Origin of the sequence: Mycobacterium kyorinense (genome assembly GCF_002101735.1) — a bacterium.
Taxonomy (GTDB): Bacteria; Actinomycetota; Actinomycetes; order Mycobacteriales; family Mycobacteriaceae; genus Mycobacterium; species Mycobacterium kyorinense.
In genome coordinates, this window is sequence record NZ_LQPE01000177.1 from 1 (window position 1) to 15771 (window position 15771).

12 protein-coding genes and 2 pseudogenes are annotated in these 15771 nt (G+C 64.4%); 3 read left to right on the top strand and 11 right to left on the bottom strand.

Translation table 11 applies throughout. The features are described from left to right. From AWC14_RS27410 to AWC14_RS27420, 3 genes are all read right to left on the bottom strand, one after another. The coding region (locus AWC14_RS27410; protein ID WP_211282316.1) for a transposase at positions 1-239 on the bottom strand (239 nt) is incomplete at its 3' end. Positions 240-370: 131 nt separating this feature from the next. After that, the gene (locus tag AWC14_RS27415; protein WP_084264244.1) at positions 371-1372 is read right to left on the bottom strand and encodes a Gfo/Idh/MocA family protein; all 1002 of its coding nucleotides are present in this window, start codon (positions 1370-1372) and stop codon (positions 371-373) included. Then, entirely contained in the window at positions 1369-2496 is a 1128-nt protein-coding gene (locus AWC14_RS27420) for a Gfo/Idh/MocA family protein (protein WP_224164032.1), read from the bottom strand. Before AWC14_RS27420 ends, AWC14_RS27415 begins: the two co-directional genes overlap by 4 nt. A 248-nt stretch (positions 2497-2744) precedes the next feature. Here AWC14_RS27420 and AWC14_RS27425 point away from each other — a divergent pair, with 248 nt between their 5' ends. Continuing rightward, the gene (locus AWC14_RS27425) at positions 2745-3791 is read left to right on the top strand and encodes a hypothetical protein (protein WP_084264245.1); all 1047 of its coding nucleotides are present in this window, start codon (positions 2745-2747) and stop codon (positions 3789-3791) included. 238 nt (positions 3792-4029) lie between these two features. Here the strand turns inward: AWC14_RS27425 and dnaB are convergent, their stop codons facing one another. From dnaB to AWC14_RS29910, 7 genes and pseudogenes are all read right to left on the bottom strand, one after another. Continuing rightward, on the bottom strand, positions 4030-6102 hold the full coding sequence (gene dnaB, locus AWC14_RS27430) for a replicative DNA helicase (RefSeq protein ID WP_095955773.1): 2073 nt from the start codon (positions 6100-6102) through the stop codon (positions 4030-4032). Between the two features lie 26 nt (positions 6103-6128). Then, entirely contained in the window at positions 6129-6815 is a 687-nt protein-coding gene (locus AWC14_RS29905; protein ID WP_139808326.1) for a hypothetical protein, read from the bottom strand. Positions 6816-8701: 1886 nt separating this feature from the next. Further along, a complete protein-coding gene (locus AWC14_RS27440; protein ID WP_083071687.1) occupies positions 8702-9325 on the bottom strand; it encodes a DUF1643 domain-containing protein in 624 nt (207 codons plus the stop codon). 123 nt (positions 9326-9448) lie between these two features. Further along, entirely contained in the window at positions 9449-9694 is a 246-nt protein-coding gene (locus AWC14_RS27445) for a hypothetical protein (RefSeq protein WP_084047110.1), read from the bottom strand. A 1464-nt stretch (positions 9695-11158) separates the two neighbouring features. After that, positions 11159-11539: a hypothetical protein gene (locus tag AWC14_RS27455; protein ID WP_083071684.1), complete on the bottom strand. Its 381-nt coding sequence runs from the start codon at positions 11537-11539 to the stop codon at positions 11159-11161. Positions 11540-11732: 193 nt separating this feature from the next. Next, positions 11733-12092: a hypothetical protein gene (locus AWC14_RS27460; RefSeq protein WP_084024801.1), complete on the bottom strand. Its 360-nt coding sequence runs from the start codon at positions 12090-12092 to the stop codon at positions 11733-11735. 95 nt (positions 12093-12187) lie between these two features. Continuing rightward, positions 12188-12436: pseudogene (locus AWC14_RS29910) on the bottom strand (WhiB family transcriptional regulator); the annotation flags it as partial. Positions 12437-13191: 755 nt separating this feature from the next. Here AWC14_RS29910 and AWC14_RS27470 point away from each other — a divergent pair. Together AWC14_RS27470 and AWC14_RS27475 are read left to right on the top strand one after the other, a co-directional pair. After that, positions 13192-14439 (top strand): helix-turn-helix domain-containing protein, encoded by a 1248-nt coding sequence (locus AWC14_RS27470; protein WP_139800176.1) that lies wholly within the window; start codon positions 13192-13194, stop codon positions 14437-14439. Beyond that, complete coding sequence (locus AWC14_RS27475) at positions 14436-15293, top strand: helix-turn-helix domain-containing protein (RefSeq protein ID WP_236724168.1); 858 nt, start codon at positions 14436-14438, stop codon at positions 15291-15293. Before AWC14_RS27470 ends, AWC14_RS27475 begins: the two co-directional genes overlap by 4 nt. A 180-nt stretch (positions 15294-15473) precedes the next feature. Here the strand turns inward: AWC14_RS27475 and AWC14_RS27480 are convergent. After that, positions 15474-15695, bottom strand: a pseudogene (locus AWC14_RS27480) (transposase); the annotation flags it as partial. Between the last annotated feature and the right edge of the window lie 76 nt (positions 15696-15771).

Below are 15771 nucleotides of genomic sequence, written 5' to 3' on the forward strand. Positions count from 1 at the left end.
GCGTCGGCCGGGCCGACCCGCACGAACAGGTGCACATGATCGGGCATCACTTCATGCGCCACGACATGCCAGCCGTGAGTAGTCGTCCAGGGCGGGTCGGTGAAGCCGAGCCGGTGGCGGTCCCAGCGGGCGGCGGCACCGAGCACCGACACCCGTCGCCGATACTTCGGGCACCACACCAAATGCAAACCCAGCGAGCACACGCCTCCCGGCGTGCGACGAAACCGCTGACCTGACACACCCAGAACCCTACGAGACGACACCGACAAAACTGGCCTGACCACACTGTTCACCCACGCCCCGATTCCCCCGGCCGCTAAAGCGACCGGCCCTCGGGGCGCATCGGGTGGCGCGTCGTTGTTTGCGGTGTTTACCGCGCGGCGCTAACGGCGGTTACCGGCTGCGTGTGACCGGTGGCCAGCGAGGCGAGGGCTGCATCAATGACGGTGTTGGTGGCATACCCGTCGTAGGCTGTCGCTCCCTCGGTGGTGGATTTGGCGGCCACCGCGGCCAGCCAGGCGGCGTCCTGGGAACGGTAGGCGCGATGGAAGCGTTCCATCCAGGCGTCGGGCGTCGGGCGGGCGGCGCGACCATCGGCCGTCGCGCGGTCGGTCTGGGTGGGCGAGGCGAGCGTGAGTGCACCGCCGCTGGTGACGATGTCGCAGCCGATGTCGTATTGCAGTCCGGGCCCGCGGCCAAGCTCCATAACCCCAAGAACTCCTGAGTGCGTGGTGAGTGTGACGACAACGGTCACCGTGGATTCGTCCTGGCTGGTCTTGGCTATGACCGAGACCTCTTTGACTTCCTCGCCGCTGAGCCAGCGGAACAGATCTATGTCATGGGAAGCGGAGCTGCTGATGAGCTGCTGCTCGTCAAAGTTGATGACGGCCAGTGGATTACGGTGGCGCTGGCTGATCAGGACGGGCTCACCGACGCGGCCAGAACGTAATGTCCTGTGAATGTACTCGTAGTCGGCGTCATAGCGGCGCATGTAGCCAACTTGCACTAACTGGCGGCCGCTGGCCCGTTCGGCGTTGACCAACTGAAACGACTGGTCGGCTGACGTGGTGAGCGGCTTCTCACAGAGCACAAACAGGTTGCGCGCGATGCACGCTTTGACGATTTCGTAGTGAGTGTCGTCAGCGGCGGCCACCACGACGGCGTCGACGTCGGCGTTGTTCACACAGTCCAGCGGGTCGTGGAAAACGGTAGCTGTCGACACCTGAGCGGCGGCGCGTTCGGCGAAGGGGACATGACTGTCGGCCACGGCGTTGATCTGTGCCTGCGGTTGCAGGTTCGCGAAGATCTCTAGGTGCGCCATACCCATATTGCCCAACCCGATCAGGGCGAGCCGCACCGGCGCGGTGCTCACAGCGAAGTTCCTGAAACCGAGTGTGGTTCAAGGGAATCCGCTGCAACTAGTGGCTGGTCACTGGCTACCTGTGTCCACTCACCGGTGGAAACTGAGGCAGCGACCGCGGCGTGAATCGTCGCCGCCCTCAAACCGTCAGCGAATACGGGCAGCCCTTCGGGTGCGGTGCCGGTGAGAATAGCCTCGTAGACATCTGCGACGAAAAGGTTAAAGCAGTCCTGGTACCCCTGCGGATGGCCAGGGGGCAACAAGGAATAACGGGCGCTGCGCGGATCGAGCTCGGCCCCATCTCGCAACAGCACCGTGTTGGCGCCTAGGCCGCCAACGATGAGCTCATCGGGACTTTCTTGGTTGAACTGCACCGCAGTCTTACGACCGTCGAAGGAGAAGAACAACCGGTTTTTTCGACCCGGCGAAGCCTGACTGACGACGACACTTCCGACCGCTCCTCGGTCGGTGCCAAATACGACCACAGCACCGTCATCCTGGCCGTCGCCACGCTGGCGTGCGGCGCCTTCCATCGCGACGACAGCGCTGATGCGATGGCCGGTCACGAACTCCATCAAGTCACACCAGTGCGACCCGATGTCGGCGAAGGTTATTGAGATACCGCTTTGCGCCGGATCGGAGCGCCAGCCGCCCGGAGCAGCTTTGACCCTATGGTCTTGCAGGTAGCCACCATGCATGAGCCACACAGCCGAATCGGCGATACGGCAACGTGCTTCGCGCACCATGGCGTAGAAGCGGTAGATGAACGACACAGCCGCCACCGTGCCCGCGTTTTCGGCAGCCTTCACGAGGGCGGCAGCGTCGCCAACCGTTGTTGCCAACGGCTTTTCGCAGATGACGTGCTTTCCCGCTGCCAAGACTGCGGCGGTCTGCTCGAGGTGCAGATTGTTCGGTGTGCAGATGTGCACGACATCGACGTCATCGGCGGCGAAGATTTCCTCTACGGTGGCGGCGCGCTCCGCGCCGAGGCGCTGCGCGGCGCGCTGACTGCTTTGCGGGGTGCTGCCACTGACCGCGGCGAGCTGGCCGCCGGCACGATGGACGGCGTGGGCGTGCACCGAGCCAACCATCCCAGCGCCGATGATTGCGCTGCGTGGTGGTTTTGGCTGGCTCACCGCTGATCTCTTTCTTCGTGAGGCGGTTTCTGTGTGCCGAAATCGTATAGAACTCGGGTTGGCTGTCGCACGCTAGCTGGCTGGTGTCGAGGCAGTGGCCCCGGCACTGAGTGCAAGCCTGTTTCCTGCACTGCTAGGACTGTCCCGGCTCGATCACCGACAAAGTGTTGTCGTTGTTGCCGGTGTAGACGATGTGGGTGGTGGGGTCGACAGCCACCGCGAACGTGTCGATTCTTACAGTGAGTTTTGTGCCGTACGAGGAGGGTTTGTCCGATTGGCGTGTTTACTGCGCTGAGGAAGCAGTCGGCCACGACCGCGACGTCACGGTTGAGGAATGCCAACGGCTCGTCGACGAAGCCACCGCCAGCACCTGGTGGCACGAGTGGTTTCCCGACACGGCCCCGATTGAAGTCGTGGAAGGCGGCGACGAGACGCCCGAACTTCATCTCATCTCGTCGTATGCCGATCACTACGGCTACCCGCGCCCGACCAAGTGGCTGATCTCCTTGCATCCCAAGATGCTGACCGCGCGGGTCTTGCTGCACGAACTCGCGCATTGCGTAGCCCCGAGCTACGTTGTCGAGGAGGTCAAAACCCCACGGGGCCGACGCAGTTTCGAAGACGCGATGTACCGCCGCAAACACTTGGTCCATGGAGGCTGCTTCACCGCAGCACTAGCTGTCATCACCGACAACATGCTGCCCGGTGATGACGGCCAACTCGCGACGGCGTTTGCGCACTATGAGGCGCCGATTGCGCCACAGGACGACCTGCGTACGCAGTTGGCTGGTCAGCCAGCGGTTCTTGATGAGCAGGAGGCGTTCTACGCCGAGGTCACCCGGCGTAGCGCCGAGGCCGACGCCCGATATGTTGCCGAACACGGACAAGCTCCCCCGGTGGGAGCGGTTCCGTCTTTCCACTGGGGGTTGCACATCGAGATGATGCGGCGGGATCGCCGCCGCCGGGAGAACGGCCGGCTCATATCCCAGCGTCGAGTCGCAGAGGCGATCTCAGAGGTGATGCCCTGCTCAGCGCGTCACATCTCCAAGCTCGAGAACAGCCGCGAACGTCCCGACGATCCAACGCAACTCAAGCGTGCAATGTTGGCGACCATTTTCATAGGTATCGACCCGATTTGGACCCGCTACAACCTCCGGCTCACGCGCTGGGAATGCGGCGACATCACCATGGAACAAGCCCGCGTGCTCAACCCTGACTGGGCTGAGCTGGTTGACCACATCAACCAGCTCCTGCATCAGATGCCACCGCGGTGGCATGTCGAGGGAACGCGATAGCTCTAAGCGCAGTCCGGGGCCCAAAAATCCCCAACTGCCCTAGCCTGCCGGTCGACTGGAGGACTCTAGTTTGGCGCGCTTGGCCACATCTCTCACGGCTCGGCGGATCCGCCGGCGTCCTTCACTCGAACCTACCGACGAAAACAGAAGAACGGATTCCGCAGATTTTAGAATAATCTTCACATCATTATTAGTTACATGTTAGTATCTATTGGCGACTGCTGCTGCTGCTAGTTTATTATTCGATTCGCGCCATATCACAAAACCTAGATAAATGTAATTGATGCGCGACAGTACAAGTTTTTGTAGGGCCATTTCTATGTTTCGCTAGATGAATGTCAGCTTCTCCGGCGCGTGGATCGTCAGCGTCGGTCAAATCTGGGCGATGAAGCAGCATAACAAGGTCACTATCTTGTTCGATGGCGCCGCTTTCACGCAAATCGGACAGCAATGGCCGTTTATCTGTCCTTTGCTCAGGCCCTCGGTTTAATTGACTCAAGGCGACCACTGGAAGATTTAGTTCCTTAGCAAGAAGCTTAAGGCTTCGGGAAAAGTCCGATACTTCCTGCTGGCGCGACTCGTAATGCTTTCCCGATGTCATCAACTGTAGGTAATCGACGACGATAAGTTTGAGATCGCAGCGCTGGGCGAGGCGTCGTGCTTTCGCGCGGATCTCCATCATCGTCAGGTTAGGTGAGTCGTCGATGTAGAGCGGCACCTCACTGAGCTCAGCCATGCAGCGCGCCAAGCGTGCCCAGGTGTCGTCGTTGAGGCGCCCGGACCTCAGGTCGGCTAGTTTGATCTTGGCTTGCGCGGACAGCAGCCGCATGACGATCTCGGATTTACTCATCTCCAGGCTGAAGATGACACTGGCCATCCGATGCTTGATCGAGCATGACCGCATGAAATCCAGGGCCAGCGTGGAGTTGTGCGTGGGGACCATCCCTGCTCCGGCCAGGTACAGGTGATCGGCGTTGTCGACCTGCACGCAGCGCACCGGGACCGACGCCCGCCGGCGCACCGCCGTCACCCGGTGGATTCCTGCCGCAGCTGCCGGCGTGACGAGGGTGTCTGCGCCCTGATGGACGGGATGCCCCATGGTGCGTGTCAGCTCGAGCATGGCCGCGCGGTGCACCGGTCGCACGCACCCCAGTGCGTTCGCGCACTGTCCCGGATCCGCGAAATCCGTTGCAGGATCGCCAGCATGCTCGATGACGGCATGCACTAGTGGCCGCCGTTGAGCCCGCACTCCTCGGAGGTAACGGCCCACGACGGCATAGTCGCCCTCGCAAGCGTCATTGTCGTCGCCGCAGATCCAACGCCCAACGACGGCGGGTGCGGGCAGCCCGGGCGCAGCCGCGAGATTCGGCGCCGCCGCTACGATCACGTGGCCGACCCTGAGCTCGCCGCTGGTTACAACCCCGGCAGTTGTGGGCCACTGGTGTTGCTCATCGGCGACAATCACACTGCCATCAGAGAATTCGACGTCGTAGCAGGGCCGACCATGTAGCACTTCGGTGGCTGCCACCACCTGGGTGGGGTGGCCGTCGGCGCCCAACAGCCAATCCCCCACGGCGACGTCCCCCATGGTTGTCCATCCAGTCGGAGTAGGCAGCGGGGTATCCAGAGCCAGCGCCTTGCCCACCCCCGGCCGGGCGGCGACAACAATCATCTGGCCTGGATGCAGTCCATTGGTAACTTCGTCGATGTCGGCGAAACCCGTTGGCACCCCGCGGGCTAGCCCGCCGCCGCATGCCAACGCGTCGATCTCATCCAGTGTCGGCTGTAGCAAGTCGTCGAGCGCAACCATGTCCTCGGTGACGCGACGGTTACTGACGTCGTAGATCTCCGCCTGGGCACGATCGACCACCTCGGCGACATCGGCGCCCTCGGCGCCGGCGTAGCCGTACTGCACCACCCGTGTACCTGCCTGCACCAGCCGGCGCAGCAGCGCTTTCTCGGCGACGATGCCCGCGTAGTAGCCGGCGTTGGCCGCCGTGGGCACCATCGAGATCAGGGTGTGTAGATACGGCGCGCCGCCGATGCGGCGCAGCAGGCCTCGGCGGTCCAGCTCAGCGGCGACCGTCACCGCGTCGGCCGGCTCGCCGCGACCGTAAAGGTCGAGGATCGTCTCGTAGACACACTGATGGTTGGGCCGGTAGAAGTCGTCGGGCTGTAGCCGTTCGACCACGTCGGCGATCGCGTCCTTGCTCAGCAGCATCCCGCCGAGCACTGACTGCTCAGCCGGCAGATCTTGCGGTGGCTGGCGCAGGCCCGCATCGTCACCGCCGCTGTCTCGGATCGCCCGCACGGGCGGCTGGCGATCGCTGACCGCGGTCACGCGCACACCCCCAGCTCGGGCGAAACCAGCTCCGGCGGAGCCAAAACCGTCCAGCAGGCGTCGCACACCACCGAACGCAGCGGCAAAGCGTCCCGCTCAACCCCAGCGGCCGCCTCACAGGCCACGCACATTCCCTGCCCGCCAGCAAAGACCAGCGACTCCGCGGCCAGATCGGGATCCGGCGCGCTCGGTGCTTCGGGAGCCAATGCTTGTACCCACTGCTCGAGCGCAGCCGACAGCTCCTGGCCGGGATACTCACGCATCGCCATGCGCCCTGCATGCGCCAAGGCCCGCGACTCGTCGGGGGTCGTAGTGCCAAGCCGGGCCCGTACCGCCGCCAAAACCCGGTCCAGGTTCTTCTCCCCCGCTGCGGTCACCACCGCGTCACGCCAGCGCGTGGTCTCTGCGGCGTGCGCTTGAGCTGCCCGCGCGGCTTCGCGCCGATCCCATGCCCGCTGCAGCGGGGCCAGCCGGGGCCCGGCACCGGGCATGTTGTGCGTCAGCCGCCACAGCGCCAGCCGCCACGGCCGCTCGACGTGATCAGGCAGGGGCGCATCGAGCACTGCGAGGATCTGCTCAGGCTCAAACCCTGCTGCCAGCCGATTGCGGATCTCGCGGCCCAAACACCAGCGCAGCCGCCCACTCAACGACGCGAACACCGCGGGTAGCTGGCTGAGGACCATGCGGACATCATGTGGCCGAACATCGACCGCGCGCGGTCGACGCGCCGCAAGACGGCCGCTGCTCGATCGGAGGGTAGGGAGGTAACTGTTTGGCTTATAAGAGGAATCGCCGGCGGAAAAGGTGACGGATTCGGCGATCACCCGCCCCTGAGAGTCCCGCTCGAGGGGAACGATGTCACCCAAAAAACGCGGGTCGATACCGATCTGCGCGTGCCTGCCGCGACCACAGGCAGGCACATAGGTGATCACGCCGGCCGCGGCAAGGGCAGCGAGGGCTCGCCCCACCGTTTTCAGGTCGTAGCGGCGCCCGCAGGCCCCGGCGGCGGCCTCGACGATTTGAGCCAGCCGGACGGTGTCGTCAGTGACCCTCGACCAACCGCATAGCAGTGCGAGGACCGCGGTCAATACATGGCGCCGGGCACCCGTTAACCGCATTGGCTCCGCATGTGCTTCCACGCGCGCCCGGACTTGTCGGGCATCGGCGTACTTCACCCGCGGCCGCGGCTTGGACCACGCCGATCTGGGACCGGATTGCCTTGTCGGCGAGAGCAAACCGCGCTGCGCACCGCATGGTTTGGCACCAACAGTCGACTGGTCACCTGGATGCCCAAGGCGCTCAGGCCGGGCTGACGCACGGTTGGTAAGCGCATGACGATGCGTAAAAAAGGTTTGCTGACCGCGTCTGTTACGGCCGGCGGTGTCGCGCTGCTGCGGCACCGCGGAAACATGATGTAAAGCACCGCAGTCGGTGCTTGAAACGGTTTCAGGGCATAAGCTACCCTGGAACTGCCTACCCTGCACGGTGGAAGTCCCTTCGGTTGCGAAGGGGCGCGGAGACCAGAACTGTCGATTCGGTCTCTCGGTCCGGAGTGCCAGCTCCGGTGGCCGCAACGAAATTTGCTCGCTACCCCCCAATTGGGGGGACCGGCCCTTGCCGTCGCGCCCCGCTATCAAGTTGTAAGTGCCCGGTGGCCCCGAGCGGCGCTAAGTTTTCCCCCAGAACCCCCCTTTCCTTCCTGTCGTAATCCGTTGCGGTGCTAGCGCTTTGAACGCTGACACCGGTATCCAGTCCGCGTCCGCCGCCTCGGTGTATCCCCGCCGAACCCACGGCCCCTACCCAATCGGTGGCCGCAATATGAAGCAGCGCAGCCTAAAGCGAAGCAACCCAGCGCCCACGCTGACCACACCAGAGGGTGGCTGATACCACCGCGACAATAGGTAGCGCGAGAATCACCGACCGCGACTGGACGGAATGCAAAACCAGCGAAGAAACCTGCCATGACAGCCCCGGCTTCCTGCACACACTCGCGTGAATCCGGCCCCGGTCGAGCCCAAGGGCCACAATCAGACTCAGCGACACATCAGCGTGCGGCGCAGACCAATCAACGAACATCCCCAGTCGATTAAGACTGATGAACATCGCGGGAGTCGGTCACCAACATGTCGGCACCCGATACCCCACGGCCTGTTTCGCCGAGCCGGCCGCGGCGGGCCCCTACTCGACTCGATGCCCGCAGTATGGATCTGCTTGAAGGCCAAACCCCCCAAAGAGCCGGCAGCTCTGTCGCTTTCGGCGATACATACGTCCGGTTGGTGTTCGCCGTCGCAAGCAAGAGACGAACGTCGGACCTCGCCGCCGGCGCCCGCGCCGACGTAGTCCACGGTCGCGGCGGCTGTCATCGGTCGGCGATCGACGTTGTGAGAACGGACCATAGAGCTCGTGCTAGGAGGCACCGCTCCCGCGCGCCCCCAGGCCAGGCGACGTCGATCGTTATCAACGGCCGCGCCGTCCAGCTGGGCCCGCCGCGTGAGCGGGATGAGCCGCCGGCGGCGGGCAGGTCCGCCGCGAGTGAGCCGCGGCACCGGGCTGTCCCAGTTCGAGCAGTTCATGCTGCGCTCGCCATCATGAGTTCGGCCCACCTGCGGTCGGTCAGCTCAGGAAGGCGGCCGCTGCGATCGAAGGTCAGGCATTGCAACGCAGTCGATTTCGGCAGGTACAACGGATGACCCGGCTGGCCGCCCTGAGTCCAGCTCAGCACGGCCAGCGATGCCCCGTGTGATGCACAGCCGCGCATCAGCAGCCGTGTCACGTGCGCAGCGCGCTGGTGGTCAGCATTTCCGCCCCAGGCCAAGACGATCAGATCACGCTGGCGGCTCAACCGCATCAGGTGCGCGTCGTTATCCGCGCCGACTGGGTCGACGTGGCCGCACAACATTTGCGGGTCGCGAGACCGAAGGCCATACAGATTGCATACATCGATTCCGCCGTAGCCGAATCGTTCAGCGAACCCGACAACTCGCCGGATCGTGGCGTCGTCGGTGTGCTCATCGGCGGTTGATGGATTGAGCATCACTACGCCGACCAACGGCATAGCGTCATCCCAGATTCGTTGAAGCCGATACCGGTAGCGGTTGTCGTCGGAGAATATCGCCGACGATCGAAGATAGTGATGGTACCGGGGCCGCGGCAGGTGCGGGTGCGGTAGGTGCAAGTCCAACGTCAGAGTCATGATGACCCTCTCCCAGCGCGAAACATGTTGCTAGTCAGTCTGATCGGAGCACGATGTGTCGGCGCGCATCGTGAGTGGCCCCAGTCTGCCGACGCGGACGTACGGGTGCTGCGTCGAGCGCGGTCACGCGGAGGCCTTCGCGTAATCAGCAGCGGCGCGCGTCAATTCAGCCCCACTGCCAGGCACCACCGTCCACCCCTGGGCGAGCAGATTGTGCCTAAGCTGTGGGTCGGGTTCGAAACGGGCCATGGTCGAGTCGGCATCGTGAGAAAGCACCGTGTCGTAGGTGTACCAGGCGTATGGTTGGCCATCCGGTGCAATGATCAGCCAGCCGACGTCTGAGGCTGAGCCGGATCGGTTGTGGGACATCAGTCAATTCCTTCCATGTGATGCGGATGCGCGGTGGAGCGCGTCATAAGTCGATTCGCCAAGCGTCGGGCCGGGTCTGATGCCTGACATCGCGCGGTAGCGTTCGGATTGAGACACGCGGTCTACCAACGGAACTCGCTGCGGTGGGTTGATCCTGTGTGTCATTGACGGATAACCCGTGTGGGCCGGCGGTCGCAGCCGCCAACCAGTCCAGGAGGATGCATACCTTCTCGGGCTCCCCACCGCCGACAAGGGTGCTACCGGCTTGCCGCCAGAACGTGTCGGCGAGGTGGTCTACGACAAACCGGTCGGCGACTAGCAGATCGCCGCCAATGAAAGTGGCGTAGATCTTGACCTGAGGCCGACTAAATCGCCATGTCTCGGCCTGATCGGCGCCCCGGTCCACCCCCTCGATGACCCATCCATTGATCGGTGCCATCGCGACGATCGCTTCCTTGCTAGTGATCCCGGTCATGAGTGAGACCGCCCCCCCTTGTCATCTAGTTGCGTCAACGCGCTCCGAGAGCGCGATCTACTTGCGGTTGTCTGTGCTGGCTGTGTGCGGCTGACAGATCGCGCAAGCCGACGTCTGTGGCGGCCTCGTTAATCAGTGCGCTGCCGTTCTGTTGGCGCCGATGGCATTGCCGCCGGCCAGGATTGGTCCCGCGCTGCCCGGCCGCACCCCTCGCGACGAGGCTGTGCAGCAGCAACACCGTCGTAGCTGCCGAACAGCGCGGGACAACCCCACCCTCGGCGGCCGTGCCGCCTCGTTCACCGCGGCCGCCAAGAGCAGCCGGTCGTGTGGCTAGAAGTGCGGCCGTGACCGTGTGGGCCGCCCCGGCTGCGGGCCCTCGGGCGACCGGTCCGGCGTCACACGGTGACGGCCGATCGCCAACGCGCCGCGGGGCTGCTGCTCCCGGATCCGTGGGGATCGCCATCATGCGACCTCCCGGATCAGCGTGGGATATCCCGCCTGGCACGCCGGGCAGACCGGCGCGCCGCCAACAGATGACCGAGAGCAGATCGCGCAAGTTTCGCCGTCGGACAACACCGCATCGGCTGGCTCATCTCCCCACACCAGTGGCTTAGAGGCGCTCACGGGACACCACCTGGATGCCGTCTTCGGACGCCGCGGCGAAACGCACAGACCGCCCACCCGACTCCGCGGTGACCACGACCGTGTCACCGCTGTTTCGGACGGCCGTAACGGTGCACGCCAAGCGGTCAGGCCCCAAAACAACGTCACCGGCGTTCAAATCGCCGACAGCGCAGACTGATTGACACCTCAAACCAGGCATCGATGCCCCCCATTTCCCCACCGACCGGCCCCCTGTCGGTCGGTGCCCACCGCGGTACTCCCCCACCCTCGGTGATGCCGCCTGATGTTAAGCCGACGGTCTGACATCGACGCCCGCCGCGCGCCACCATTGCGCCGGCGGAGTCGCTCGGAGCCCAGCGCGGCGGTCATGATGAGACCCCAAGCGCATCAAGATCATTAACAGCGGGCGGCGACTCGGCAGGCGCGTCCAAGGCAACCCAGTAGACCTTGCGGTCACCGGCCACGGTGCGGCGAGCGATGCGGCCGTCCTGTTCCAGACGCCGCAGATGGGGATAGATGTCGTGCCCGCTGCGGGGCCGCTCAATCACATGCCAGTCGACGTGGCATTCGACGACATTCCACGGTGTGATCTGGCCGTCGGGATGGGTCGACGCGCACCGCGACCGCACAGAGTGAACCTGCCACGGGGCCCCCGCCGCCACCTCGTCGGTGGACATCGGTGACGGTGCCCCCAACAGGGCGACGAACAGCTGCTCGCGGAAATCCGCGGCCTCGGTCCTGTTCATGCGACCACCGCCGCCGAATGCTGGCCATGAGCCGTCGTCGCAACCGAACCCGCGACACGCAGGCGGCTAGCGCACGAGCCGGGGTGATCGGTGGCTGGCCCAAACCGGGGCGCGGCCGGTAAGGGTGGCACGCCGCCGGCTAGCTCCCGCGTGGGAGTCCCCCCCAACCGGCGGCGTGCCGTCTGAGTGCCGTTCACCGGCCCCCTCCTCCGGTGAACGGCACGCTCTTGGCAGCGCCGGCAACCTGCGTGCCCGATTTGCGCTGCGCCTGCAAGACTTTCGCGATGGCCACGTTGAAGACTTCGGCGATCCGCTCCGCGGTGCAGCCTTCGGCGTCGTTGACCGCGTAGAGGTCACCACCGGGTACAGCGCGGCGGGTGGCCCGCAGAACCGCTGCCAGCGCGATGGGCATTTCGCGCACATACCACGAACGCCTGAGGCAGTCGTAGATGTCGAATTCGTCGGCGTTCCAAAAATTCAGAGCGATCGTGCGCGCCCCAGCCAGAACCTCGACCAGGCCGGGATCGGGAGCGCCGACCCGTGACGCAGTCATCCCACACGCCTCGTCGCGAGGGCACCGTAATCCGAGGCGGCTACCTCCTCGGAGTGCGCCACCACCGCGGTTCGCCTCGGGCTGCGGCGGCGGGGCTTGAGACGCCGGCGCTCACGTTCAGACAGCCCACCCCAGATCCCAAATCGTTCATCGTGGCTGAGCGCGTACTCGAGGCATTCGCCCCTAACAGGGCAGGCTTTGCAGAGCTTCTTCGCGTTGGTTGTTGCGCCGCCCTTTTCCGGGAAGAACTGCTCAGGGTCGGCCTCCTTGCACAGCGCCTGCTCCTGCCAGAGCAGTTCAGATGCCTCTCGCAGGGCGGCTAACGCTCGTGGAGAGGCGATCAGGCCATAGGTCTCAATGAGCTCGAGGATGGTCTGGGGTGACACCCGCACATCGATGGCCACACCGCCGCTGACAGTGCTGCGGGTCTCGAAGGACAACGCGCGCACCGCGTCGTAGACATCCTGCGAGCCGTGCCCCGCAACGCCGTCGAATTGCTCGGGCAGGTTTTGGATGAGCAGCCAAGTTCCCGACAAGCTGACGTGATGGCGCAGCGGTGTTGCCGACAGCTGGGATAAGCGATCACCCGCGGCTAGGGCATCGACACGGCCGCCGCCTACAGAACCGGCCCGCGGCGCCTTGCTACGATCGTTGTTGTCTGGCAAAGACACAATTCCCTCCTTCAAGGGAAGTCCGTTCGAGGTGGCTCTCGATCGGAGAACGATTCGCACATGCCCCCGGCGATTTCCCCCCTACCGCCGGGGGCATGTCGTCTTTCACGGGCTAGTCCGTCGCGTCTGCGAACCCCTGCCTGCCGTCGGCTGGCTAGCCGGTAAATCCAACCTCCTGGGAATCAGGGATCCGGCGGTCCGTGGGGGAAACCAGATCCTCGAATACGTCCATATGAGCGTTGACCATAACGACTGAAAAGACTTCGGTCAAGCACTCTCAAGAAGAACATGCCCAAAAGGACGACCAACGCGCCACAAAACGGACGTATACCTCCCACTCCGCTTCGCGCTGAACAGGACAAACCCACACCTATATGACCCGACGGTCATCAACAAACGGACATAGACAGCCCGTTATGATCACAACCATGACCGCGCCGGCCGAAGGAAATGTCCGTCTGCGTGCCGCGCGGGAAAGTATCGGCCTGGACTCCCAGGCAGCCTTCGTCAACGCCCTAATCAGCACCGCCAACAAACACGGCTACGAACTGTCGGTCACCGCCCGAACCGTGCGCCGCTGGGAATCAGCAACCCCACCCTGGCCGCATACCCCCCACATCAAAGCACTTGAAGCACTATTCCAGCGGCCCATCACCGAACTCGGATTCACCCCCCGCAAACCCGGTCAACAATCAGCGGCCACAGGGCGCAACCACCAACGATTCGTCCGCACCGCCGTCCGCGCCGTCCGCTACAACCTGCCTGACACCGTCGTCGCCGATTACAGCGAACTCACCGCCTGCTATCGGCGCCTGTACTGGACCCTGCCAGTCAGCCACCTTCAGCACAGTGCCAACGACCACAGCGAACTCGGCCTCGACATCCTCGACGCCGTGTCCAAAGACGTCCGGCCCGAACTTGCCAGCTCAGTCGCCGAATCATGCCTGCTATCGGGCCGGATCGCCTTCTTCGACCGGCGCAACCCCGAAGACGCCCACCCCCACTTCCTCTGGGCCCTCGAATGCGCCCAAGAAGCTGCCGACGACGCCCTCGGCGCCGCAATCCTGGCCCACATGGCGTTCGCCCCCGCATTCTCTGAAGACCCCGACCGCGCTGACGAAGCCCGCGACCGGGTCCGCGCCGCGCGAGCCTTCGCCAAACGCGCCGGCGACCCCGCGACCCTGACCGCCTGGCTCGACGCCGTCGACGCCGAAGTAGAAACCCGGCTCGGCGACACCCGCCGCGCCCTGCAACTGATCCGCCACGCCGAGGAAATCTACGACGAAAACGCCCCCACCCCCGACTGGCTGGACTGGTTCTCCCCCGCCCAACTGGCAGGATTCAAAGGAAACGCCCTGCTGGCCGCCGGCCACAGCCAAGAGGCCCGCCTCACCCTCGAACGCGTACTACGAGACTTACCGCCCACCGCTAGCAAACAACGCGCCATCACCTACGCCGACCTGGCCGCCGCAGCAGCAGTCCTCAAAGAACCCGAAAGAGCATGCTCGCTACTCATCGACGCCCTCGACGAGATCAGCGTGAACTGGTACGCAACCGCCATGGCCCGCATCAAAGCGGTCCGCAACGTGCTGCGCGAATGGGACGGCACCCCCGCAGTGCGCAACCTCGACGAGCGCCTCTACGACTGGACCTCGACCATGAACGCACTCACGTGAGCACAACGGAATGGTCCGGCGCCGACACAGTCCGCACACGCCGCATCGAACGCGGCATGACCCAGGCCCAAGTCGCCAAGGCCGCAGGAGTACTGCTACGCCAATATCAACGCTACGAAAAAGGCGAACGCGAACCCTCGCTTAGCACCGCCCGGGCCATCGCCGAAGCGCTAGACCTCCCCCTGTCGGAGCTTGCAGGCCAAATCGAACCAGGCGCTCCCACCGCAGCCGGCACCCCTAGCACCGCCGTCGCTGAGACCATTCAGACCCGCCGCCGCCAGATCGGCCTCACACAACTCGCCGCAGCCACCGCCGCCGGACTCCCCCTGGAGCACTACCAACGCCTCGAGGCCGGCAGCGAAGAACTCTCCTTGGCGGCAGCAACCGCGATCGCCACCGCACTCGACATGCCCCTGCCAGTACTCGCCGGCATCATCCCCCGGCCCGTCGACCTCAACGGTCAATGGTGGACCAGCTGGCAAGGCGCGCTCGACCAAACCGACACCATCGACACCCACCAGGTAACCGTCATACACGCCGGCAACCGATTGCTCCTCGACTCCGGCTGGCGCGGAGAGCTGCAAATCTCAGGCAACGAAGTCCTCATCGGCTGGTACCGGCCAGCCCAAACCATGACCAGAACACGCGCCGGAGTATTCCTCTGGCTGCCAGCCTACGAAAATTACCTCTACGGCCGATGGAGCGGAGTCAGCGCCAACAACACAGTCGTGTCGGGCTGGTGCGCCCTAGCCCGCGAAGAAGGCCGCGCCACAGAACTCATCGACACCCTGGTCCGCGACAAAACCCAGCCACGCCCAGCCCTGCGACTACCAGGCCTAAGCAACTGGGGCTAAGTGGCGCTCACCAGCTCAACGACCTCGTCCAACGACTCCACCCGCCAATCGCTGTACTCGCCGACAAGCGGGCTATCGCGGAAAATCCGCCCCCACGGACCACGTACCAAAAACGCCGGTCACGTCCCGTGGAGTGGTGTAAGAGCGGTCGCGTGTCCGCGTGTGGCTCTGTGGTAGCCACTATGCCGTGAGAGCGGCTGTGGGGGCAATGGTTTCGGCACTTTGGTCACTGACGTCGAGCAGAGCGAGGCTGGTCTCGGAGAGGTAGCGCTTGTCGGCGACCTGCCATTCGTCGTGGGCCTCAACGAGTACCGAGCCGGCCAGCCGTAACAGCGCGGCGGGGTTGGGGAACACGCCGACGACGTCGGTGCGGCGTTTGATTTCCTTGTTCAATCGCTCCATTATCCGGCCCTCGGGGGCGGGTCAACCCGTCGGGGTGGGATGTTCATCGATCGAGGCGCTGGAGGTGGTCGGTAAG